The 9207-nt window shown below is 33.4% G+C and carries 9 protein-coding genes and 1 pseudogene; 6 read left to right on the forward strand and 4 right to left on the reverse strand.

The genetic code is table 11. The features are described from left to right. Positions 1-42 precede the first annotated feature (42 nt). Together COL05_RS25605 and COL05_RS25610 are read right to left on the reverse strand one after the other, a co-directional pair. Positions 43-675, reverse strand: coding sequence for a LysE family translocator (locus COL05_RS25605; protein ID WP_098670624.1), 633 nt, complete (start codon positions 673-675; stop codon positions 43-45). A gap of 174 nt (positions 676-849) precedes the next feature. Continuing rightward, complete coding sequence (locus COL05_RS25610; RefSeq protein ID WP_098670625.1) at positions 850-1905, reverse strand: enoyl-CoA hydratase/isomerase family protein; 1056 nt, start codon at positions 1903-1905, stop codon at positions 850-852. A gap of 315 nt (positions 1906-2220) precedes the next feature. Here COL05_RS25610 and COL05_RS25615 point away from each other — a divergent pair, with 315 nt between their 5' ends. The 4 genes from COL05_RS25615 (at position 2221) to COL05_RS25630 (ending at position 7160) form a co-directional block, all read left to right on the forward strand. Next, positions 2221-2478: a hypothetical protein gene (locus COL05_RS25615; RefSeq protein ID WP_048528963.1), complete on the forward strand. Its 258-nt coding sequence runs from the start codon at positions 2221-2223 to the stop codon at positions 2476-2478. Between the two features lie 183 nt (positions 2479-2661). Next, positions 2662-2901, forward strand: a complete 240-nt coding sequence (locus tag COL05_RS25620) for a DUF2584 domain-containing protein (protein WP_087956399.1) — start codon at positions 2662-2664, stop codon at positions 2899-2901. A gap of 15 nt (positions 2902-2916) precedes the next feature. Further along, complete coding sequence (locus COL05_RS25625; RefSeq protein ID WP_098670626.1) at positions 2917-4074, forward strand: exonuclease SbcCD subunit D; 1158 nt, start codon at positions 2917-2919, stop codon at positions 4072-4074. After that, complete coding sequence (locus COL05_RS25630; RefSeq protein ID WP_098670627.1) at positions 4071-7160, forward strand: AAA family ATPase; 3090 nt, start codon at positions 4071-4073, stop codon at positions 7158-7160. Before COL05_RS25625 ends, COL05_RS25630 begins: the two co-directional genes overlap by 4 nt. 223 nt (positions 7161-7383) lie before the next feature. Here COL05_RS25630 and COL05_RS31545 read toward each other — a convergent pair whose 3' ends face one another. Next, positions 7384-7557 (reverse strand): hypothetical protein, encoded by a 174-nt coding sequence (locus COL05_RS31545; protein WP_098670628.1) that lies wholly within the window; start codon positions 7555-7557, stop codon positions 7384-7386. Between the two features lie 331 nt (positions 7558-7888). Between COL05_RS31545 and COL05_RS25640 the strand changes: the two genes are divergently transcribed. Beyond that, on the forward strand, positions 7889-8188 hold the full coding sequence (locus tag COL05_RS25640) for an ArsR/SmtB family transcription factor (RefSeq protein ID WP_000214797.1): 300 nt from the start codon (positions 7889-7891) through the stop codon (positions 8186-8188). 58 nt (positions 8189-8246) lie between these two features. Here the strand turns inward: COL05_RS25640 and COL05_RS25645 are convergent, their stop codons facing one another. Further along, positions 8247-8432: a YkvS family protein gene (locus COL05_RS25645; RefSeq protein ID WP_000646788.1), complete on the reverse strand. Its 186-nt coding sequence runs from the start codon at positions 8430-8432 to the stop codon at positions 8247-8249. Positions 8433-8591: 159 nt separating this feature from the next. Here COL05_RS25645 and COL05_RS25650 point away from each other — a divergent pair. Continuing rightward, a pseudogene (locus COL05_RS25650) lies at positions 8592-8936 on the forward strand (RNA-guided endonuclease InsQ/TnpB family protein); the annotation flags it as partial. Positions 8937-9207: the final 271 nt, after the last annotated feature.

The raw sequence follows: 9207 nt of genomic DNA on the forward strand, positions 1-9207 counted from the left end.
AAATGAAAACCACCACTATTAATAGTGGTGGTTTTCATTTTGTTAATTACTTTTTTCAAAAGCAAGTTTAATACCAAAACCAATTAAGACGATTCCCGTTAACCCTTGAATATAACGTTGCGTCTTCGGTTTTTTCATAAAAGCACTAATTTTATCAATTAAAAATATATAAAAAGCGAACCAAATGACTGTTAAAACGAGGTAAGTAAGGCCCATTACGAGAAGTTGGATAAACGTATTATGATTTGGATTTAAAAATTGCGGTAAAAACGTTAAAAAGAATACTGCAACTTTAGGGTTTAATAAATTCGTAAGAAACCCTTGTCGAAAGCAAGAGGTGTGTTCATCTTCATTATTCAAAGATATATCGTTCGTATCAACGCCTTCTTTATTTCCTACTGCTAAAAGGGCTTTAATACCAATATAAATTAAATATAGAGCTCCAACGTACTTGAAAATAGAAAATAAAAGAGCTGACTTTACAATAAGTGCGGAAAGTCCGATAACTGCTGCTAAAGTATGAATTAATAGTGCAACACATGTACCAAACACTGTTTTTACTCCGCCCACCTTACCGGCAACTAATGTATTTTTTGTAGCCATTGCAGTATCAGGACCAGGTAAAATAATAAGACAAATAGACATAATGATGAAAAGAAAATAATTTTCAATCATAGTCGCTCCTCCTTTTTTTATTTTTAGAATATTTGATTAAAAATAGTGTAGCACATATTTTGATTTAATAAAATTAAATTTTATTAAAAAATATTAAATGGGAAAGAGGCTATATAGTCGTGTAGTTACACTGGTATATAGCCTCATTATGGGCGGTGATGGGTAACCCGCCACTTATGCGTTAAGTAAGTTAAAGAATCGATTTACATCCTCTTCTGAAACATCACTTAACTGCTTATATTTATAATTCGGGTTTTGATCTTTATCAACGACAACAGAGCGGACTCCTTCGAAGAAATCTACATGTCTCATGAAATTTTTAGCAAGTACAAGGTCGGTAGCGAAACATTCTTCAACGGATTTATCTTGTCCATCAATAAACTGCTTTAATGTTACTTTTAATGAAACAGGCGATTTTGATAATAACGTTTCTTTCGTTTTTAAAGCAAAGGAACTTTGATCTTTTTCTAATGAATGGATGATTTCTTCAATTGTATCGAATGCAAAATGGGAATTAATTTCTTCTAATGAAGGAGCAAGCTCGCTTTCTAATTTTGGAGCAGTTGCAAATGTACGAATAACTTCTTTTAAATTAGTATGTACATCATCTTCTTTATGCCAATTTACACTTTCAAGTTTGGTAAGGAAATTTGGTAATGAATCAGATGTCATAAAGAAATCAGCAGCGTTTATAAATAATACGTCAGTAGCTTTTAAAATAGATGCTGTTAAAGCAACATATCGGCCAGTGAACCCTGGAGCTTTATTTAAGAAATAAGCAGCACCGACGTCTGGGAAGAATCCGATATTCATTTCTGGCATTGCCCATTTCGTACGCTCCGTTACAATTCGATATTTCGCACCATTTGTCAGACCGACACCACCACCCATTACAATTCCATCTAAACAAGCGATAATCGGTTTTTTATATTGATAAATATATGTATCAATTTCATACTCTTCTTCAAAGAAACGTTCCGCATGCTGTAATGCAGCTTCATTTGAACGTGCTTCATAAAGGGTTTTAATGTCGCCGCCTGCACAAAAACCTTTTGTGCCAGCTCCCTTTAATACGATAAGCGCAATTCGCTCATCATGTTCCCATTCTTTCAGTTTTTGCCCAATTGGTTGCAGCATGTCATAAGATAAAGAATTAAGTGCTTTTGGGCGGTTTAAAGTAATTGATGCAACGCCGTTTTCGCTAACAGAAAATAAAACGTGTTCAGTCATAATTCATCCTCCCTTACATATCTTCTTATTCTTAATTCTTTATACGTACTGAAATGTCCTTTATAAATTTTGTCTAAAGTTGGCGGTACATGTTAATTTCGACACTGCATATTTTGACGAGTTATATTTGCAGGATTTTGGAGGTTGGAAATGAATATTACAACATTACTGTAATTGTAATTATTTGAATTTATCATGATAAACACGCTATTATATATGTGTAAATTGTACAAAACCACTTTGGAAAGAGTATTTGAAGTGATAATAATGTAAGAAAATTGCTTTTCATTAGAAATAGAGAAAGGAGAAATCGGAATGCCAGTACCTTTACTATTGTCGGTGATTATTTTGTCTTCTTTAATGATAGGAATAACTCAGTATTTTCATCATACAGATACGACAGAGGAAGTGAAGGATAAAGTACGACTTGTATTTCCGATTTTTATCATATCTATTTCTTTTTGCATTTTATTAAATAAAGATGGGTACATTGTCGCAGTATTTTCATTTTTTGTAGCGATCGTTCTCATTACAGTTTTATATTATGTAATGAAAGACTTTATCCAAAAATAAAGATGTCGCATGAGACATTTTTATTTTTGGAAATAATGAAATTTCACATACCGTAATATATGTAAAAATAGAAAACATATAGCATTAGAAAAGTATGTACTTTACCGTGTATTTACTTGTCAATCTTGCATAGCCAATATACTATTAATAATGTAGAGAATAGAAAAAGGGGTTGTATCTATCATGAAATTTGAGATGCACACAAAAATTATTTCAAATGAAAAAGAAGTAAGATTACATATAGAAGAAAACATATTTCAATTAAAATTGGATGGTTATCACTTATTTACAGTTCAAGAAATATTACCTTTATATAAATCAAATGAAGAAAGAATTGGTAGTGCAATGATACAAAAATTAGAGTGGGAGAACGGAAGAACTACATTAAACTATCAACTCGTATCACTAAATTCAGTAAATTAAAAGGAGCAGGAAAATATGAAGTTATTTCATACAGCGGATTGGCATTTAGGAAAGCTTGTTCATGGCGTGTATATGACTGAAGATCAAAAGATTGTATTAGATCAGTTTGTGCAAGCAGTTGAGGAAGAAAAACCAGATGCCGTAATTATTGCAGGGGATTTATACGACCGAGCAATTCCGCCTACAGAAGCAGTAGACTTATTAAATGATGTTTTACAAAAAATAGTCATTGATTTACAAACGCCAGTTATTGCAGTCGCAGGAAACCATGATAGTCCAGATCGTATTCATTTTGGTAGTAGTTTAATGAAGAAACAAGGATTATTTATTGTGGGACAATTTCAATTTCCATATGAGCCAATTATATTAAATGATGAATATGGCGAGGTTCACTTTCATCTCGTTCCTTATGCGGATCCAAGCATAGTGAGACATGTATTGAAAAATGAAGACGTACGTTCTCATGATGATGCGATGCGTATTTTTATGAATGAGCTTTCTGAAACGATGGATAAAGAAGCTAGACATGTCTTTGTTGGTCATGCATTTGTAACTTCTGCGGGCGAAGCGGAGGAGAATACAAGTGATGCAGAACGACCACTTTCAATTGGGGGTGCTGAATATGTAAATAGTCATTATTTTGATAAGTTTCATTACACAGCGCTTGGACATTTACATCAAGCGCATTTCGTACGTAATGAGACAATTCGATATTCAGGTTCTCCACTTGCATATTCTATTTCTGAAGAAAAACATAAAAAAGGATATTATATTGTGGAATTGGACGAGCAAGGTGAAGTAACAATTGAAAAAAGGTTACTTACACCACGCCGTAAAATGCGAACAGTAGAAGCGAAAATAGATGAATTATTACAACATCCAGTAAGTGAAGATTACGTGTTTGTAAAATTATTAGATGAAAATCCTGTCTTGCAGCCAATGGAAAAAATACGCTCTGTATATCCAAATGCAATGCATGTTGAAAGATCTATTCAAAGACGAGAATTCACAGATTCAAATGAAGTAACTGTTTCAAGACATAAAATGGATGATTTATCACTATTAAAGGCTTTTTATAAAGAAATGAAAGGCTTAGAGTTATCAGAAGAGAAAGAACGTCTATTTGTAGAAGTATTACAAACAGTGCAAGAACGGGAAGGTGAACGAGGATGAGACCGATTCAGCTTATTATGACGGCATTTGGCCCATATAAACAGAAAGAAGTAATCGATTTTAACGATCTTGGAGATCATCGTATTTTCGCCATTTCTGGGAATACAGGAGCTGGAAAGACTACGATTTTTGATGCGATTTGTTATGTATTATATGGTGAGGCAAGCGGAGAAGAACGTAGTGATACGAGCATGCTTCGTAGTCAATTTGCTGATGATAACGTGTATACAAGTGTAGAACTAACCTTTCAGCTAAAAGGGAAGCGTTATGAAATAAAACGCCAACTTGGACATAAAAAACAAGGGAACAAGACGATTACGGGACATGCAGTAGAATTATATGAAGTGATTGATGATGAGCAGGTTCCAGCTGTTGATCGTTTCCATGTAACGGATGTAAATAAAAAAGTGGAAGATTTAATTGGTTTAAGTAAACATCAGTTTAGCCAAATTGTAATGTTACCACAAGGGGAATTCCGAAAATTATTAACATCTGAAACAGAAAACAAAGAAGAAATTTTGCGTCGTATTTTTAAAACAGATCGTTATAAGTTAATGCGTGAGTTACTTGATCAAAAACGAAAACAATGGAAAGACGTCTTACAAGAAAAACAGAAAGAGCGAGAGTTATATTTCCGTAATGTTTTTAAATTACCAATTCGTGATGGATCATTATTAGAGACATTAGTGGAACAAGACCATGTAAATACGCATCAAGTAGTAGAGGCATTAGAACAAGAGACAGCTGCGTATAAAGCAGAGGTGGAGCAATTACAAGTAGAACAAGATGTTCAAACGAAACAATTAAAGGATGCTGAAACACGTTTTCATGCAGCGAAATCTGTAAATGAGAAATTTATAGATTTACAACAAAAGAATGAGAAATATAATACTTTACAAGAAAACCGTACAGTGATTGAAATGAAAGAAACATCTTTTAAACGTGCGGAACAAGCGAAGCGCTTATTACCATTTGAACAGTGGTACGAAGAAGCAATGCAAAATGAGCAGAAGGTTGAAAGTTTGTTAAAACAAATAATCGCCAAAAAAGAAAATATAACGAAGAGCTTCGAACTTGCTCAGGAGAAATATAAAGAGGTAAAGAATAAAGAGCCTGAGAGAGAAAATGCAAAAAAACTCGTTCAAAGATTAGAAGAGTTACAACCGATTATTGCATCATTAGCTGAGAAACAATTGAATTTACAAAATGCAGAAGTTCAAGTAGGGAAATTAAAAGCAAGTATGCAAAATTTAGAGCAACAATTAGAAGTGTATACAAATCATAAACAGCTAATGTCTGATGAATTACAGCAATTAGAACGAGCACTTGAACAATACGTAGCTAAAGTAGAAGAACTAACGAATATGCGAGAAGATGCAAAAGTTTTAAAGCAAGCATATGATGTTTGGCAAGAAAAACAAAAATTCGAGAAAGAAAAAGAAGCGGCATATAATAACATGCAACTGGCAGTGAACGCATATGAAAATATGGAACGTCGCTGGTTAAGTGAACAAGCTGGTATATTAGCTCTTCATTTACATGATGGTGAATCTTGTCCAGTATGTGGCAGCACGAACCATCCGAAAAAAGCTACAGAGCAAAGTGATGCGATTGACGAAAAAGAGTTAAATGATTTAAGAGATAAGAAGAACATTGCTGAAAAATTACATGTGCAAGTAGAGGAGAAATGGAATTTCTATCATCTTCAATATGAGCAAGTAATAGAAGAGGTTAAGAAGCGAGGCTATCGCTCAGAAGAATTAGCTGAAACATATAGTGCGCTTGTTCAAAAGGGAAAACAATTAGCAACTGAAGTAAATATATTAAAAGCAAGCGAAGAAACGCGTAAGCAAACAGCTGTGAATTTAAAAAACGTAGAAGAAAAAGTAGATACAATTCAGAAGCAAAAGCGTGAGATAGAAATAGAGCAGCACCGTACAGAAATGGAGTGTATGCAGCTTCGTACGTCATATGAACATGATAAGAAAAATATTCCTGAAAGCTTACAAACAGTACAAGCTTGGAAAATCCAGTTTGACCAAGCTGTGCATGAACTCAATTTAATGGAAGACGAATGGAAGAAAGTACAGGAAGCGTATCAACATTGGCAAAATGAAAATATACGTATTCAAGCAGAACAAGAAGGTGCTTCTAATCAATATGAAAGTGCAAAATTGAAGAAAGAAGAGACCTTCGCGCGCTTTATGAAAGAGCTTGAACAGAGCGGATTTATAGATCAATCTACGTATAAAGAAGCCAAATTAAGTGATGCTGAGATGGATATGTTACAAAAAGAAATTCAAAGCTATTATTCATCTCTTGAAGTACTTGCAAAACAAATTGAAGAGTTACGTGCTGAATTAAAAGATAAAGAGTATATGGATATTACAGCGTTAGGTGAACATATAAAAGATTTAGAAATCAATCTTGATATCATTAAAGAAAAACGTCAACGTGCGCAAAATGCGGTAACATATATTTCTGATTTACATGAAAATATTAGACGTATTGATGAACAAATTCATGAGGAAGAAAAAGCTTTCCAAGAACTTGTTGACTTATATGAAGTAATGAAAGGCGATAACGAAAGCCGTATATCATTTGAACGTTACATCTTAATTGAGTATTTAGAACAAATTGTTCAAATTGCAAACGAACGCTTACGTAAATTATCAAATGGACAATTTTATTTAAAACGAAGTGAGCGAGTTGAAAAGAGAAATCGCCAAAGTGGATTAGGCTTAGATGTTTACGATGCATACACTGGCCAAACACGTGATGTAAAAACATTATCTGGCGGTGAGAAATTTAATGCATCGCTTTGTTTAGCACTCGGAATGGCAGACGTCATTCAAGCGTATGAAGGCGGTATTTCCATCGAAACGATGTTTATCGACGAAGGTTTTGGTTCGTTAGATGAGGAGTCATTAACAAAAGCAGTGGACGCCTTAATTGACTTGCAAAAATCAGGCCGATTTATCGGTGTCATTTCACACGTTCAAGAGCTGAAAAACGCAATGCCAGCTGTATTAGAAGTAACGAAGCAGAAGGATGGGTGTAGTCAGACTCGGTTTGTGGTGAAGTAAGTTCTATTGTAATGCAAAGTATTATTTGCGATTTTATAGTAAACAACTTATGATAAAATAAATGCCGTCTCTTTTTAGAGACGGCATTTATTTGTTATTCAAAATTACATGATTTATCCCGCTTTAATGGACAGTAANNAATTCAGCGAAAGCAAAGAATTTAGGTGGGAGCTAATAATCAGTGGGGATGAAGAAAACCCCACTGATTAAAGTTTCACTTTATTTACGAGTTATCTGTAGAAGGCGGAGTATTCTCCAAGCGATTATAAGCTTTAAAAGCCGAAATTGCGGATATAACACCACCTACTAAAAATAAAGCTGATCCACTAACTAATATGATACGACTGACATACGTTTCACGCGCTTCTTCAACTTCTTCTTGTAGTACTGTTGGCATTTGAAATCCCCCCTAAACAACATTTATTTTGTAGATAGTATATACAAACGCCTAAAATATGTTAAAATCACTGGACAGTGTTATGAGGAAGTGAATGGTTACATGTGAATGATTTGAAAAATCTTCATTATAAATTTATGCTAACTTCACATAGAGCACATATTAACATTGTATTATGTATATGTACCAAATAAATAAAGTGAATTGTATTTCATTCTGTTTTCAAAAATTTAAAATTCTATTATTTTTATATAAAGGTTTCTTGTCAGAGTTTTAAATATTTTGGAAATAGATCAAAATAAAAGGAATTCATATAAAAGGGGAATGTCTTATGACAACATATACGAGTGAAATGAGAAAAAGTTTAGTTTCAGAAGAAGATGTAGATATTTTAAAAATTATGGCGCACCCAATCCGTTTACAAATTGTAAATGAATTAAGTACAAGAAAAACTTGTAATGTAACGCAATTAACAGAATTACTAAATATTCCACAATCGACTGTTTCGCAACATTTATCAAAAATGAAGGGTAAAGTGTTACGAGCAGAGAGAAGAGGTTTAGAAATTTATTATCATATTAACAATTTAAAAGCGAGTAAGATTGTTAATGTTTTAGGATATATAAACTAATGAAGTATTTTCATATAAAATAGCCGCTGCTGGTGAGCAGGGGCTATTTTGTGTTGTTTTATGTATTCGTATTTAATATTTTATAGTTTTTATGATTTACAATTGTTCGATCAAATTCAAAAGTACCACCGCTTACATCTGTAATTTCAACTAAGACCGATTCAGTATAAAGTTTTAGTACAGATCCCGTAATCTTTAAATTGTTTCGTTGAAAAAGTATAGTATCCCCTACGTTTGCTTTCATAGTACCTCCTCATTAAAGACAGAAATATTTTTTATTATATATATTAAACCACGTAAAGGGATATTAGTGAATATTTAGTTTTATTTATCAAAAAATATTTGTTGTCTATGTGTGCAGAATAAAAAGAAGTTTTAACATATTATCCGAAAGAAGTCTCCTTATAAGTCTAAAGAATTAGCTACGAGTTTTGACGTTGTAGCAATCGAAGACTTACATATGAAAGGAATGTCACGAGCATTTAGATTTGGTAAGAGTGTAGCGGACAACGGTTGGAGGATGTTCACGACATTTTTAGCATATAAGCTACAAGAACAAGGAAAAAAGCTTGTAAAAATAGATAAATGGTTTCCTTCTACAAAGATGTGTAGTAATTGTGGAAATAAAAAAGAAATGCCATTATGTGAACGCACGTATGCGTGTTTGTGTGGACTCACAATTGGCCGTGATTATAATGCAGCCATCAATATCAAAAAGGAAGCCATCCGCTTATTAGTGTTGGCATAAATAGTAATAAAATAATCTTTGGAACAAGGGAGTTAGCTCGGCTGTCCTAGGACAAATTCGTTAGCTATCAAAAGTAGCGATGAACCGAGAAGCCCCTACTCGAGGTAAGCTCGTAAGGGGTACTAAGTGGTGGGTAGTTCACCAAGACGCATTAAAAATGCTTTCATTATGATGGAATTTGTAGAGCCAATTATTACATTTGAAGAAACAATTATAAATGTATAAAGAAAGTCAGGCTTATGAATTAATCTAATAAAACCGTCTCTTTAAT

It is taken from the genome of Bacillus sp. AFS059628 (genome assembly GCF_002571225.1).
In the GTDB taxonomy this organism is placed as follows: domain Bacteria; phylum Bacillota; class Bacilli; order Bacillales; family Bacillaceae_G; genus Bacillus_A.

Bases quoted from the DNA above. Each gene is read 5' to 3' on its own strand.
- COL05_RS25645 (WP_000646788.1), bottom strand. From the start codon at position 8,432: ATGAAAGCAAACGTAGGGGATACTATACTTTTTCAACGAAACAATTTA.
- COL05_RS31545 (WP_098670628.1), bottom strand. From the start codon at position 7,557: ATGCCAACAGTACTACAAGAAGAAGTTGAAGAAGCGCGTGAAACGTAT.
- COL05_RS25630 (WP_098670627.1), top strand. From the start codon at position 4,071: ATGAGACCGATTCAGCTTATTATGACGGCATTTGGCCCATATAAACAG.
- COL05_RS25610 (WP_098670625.1), bottom strand. From the start codon at position 1,905: ATGACTGAACACGTTTTATTTTCTGTTAGCGAAAACGGCGTTGCATCA.
- COL05_RS25640 (WP_000214797.1), top strand. From the start codon at position 7,889: ATGACAACATATACGAGTGAAATGAGAAAAAGTTTAGTTTCAGAAGAA.
- COL05_RS25625 (WP_098670626.1), top strand. From the start codon at position 2,917: ATGAAGTTATTTCATACAGCGGATTGGCATTTAGGAAAGCTTGTTCAT.
- COL05_RS25605 (WP_098670624.1), bottom strand. From the start codon at position 675: ATGATTGAAAATTATTTTCTTTTCATCATTATGTCTATTTGTCTTATT.
- COL05_RS25615 (WP_048528963.1), top strand. From the start codon at position 2,221: ATGCCAGTACCTTTACTATTGTCGGTGATTATTTTGTCTTCTTTAATG.
- COL05_RS25620 (WP_087956399.1), top strand. From the start codon at position 2,662: ATGAAATTTGAGATGCACACAAAAATTATTTCAAATGAAAAAGAAGTA.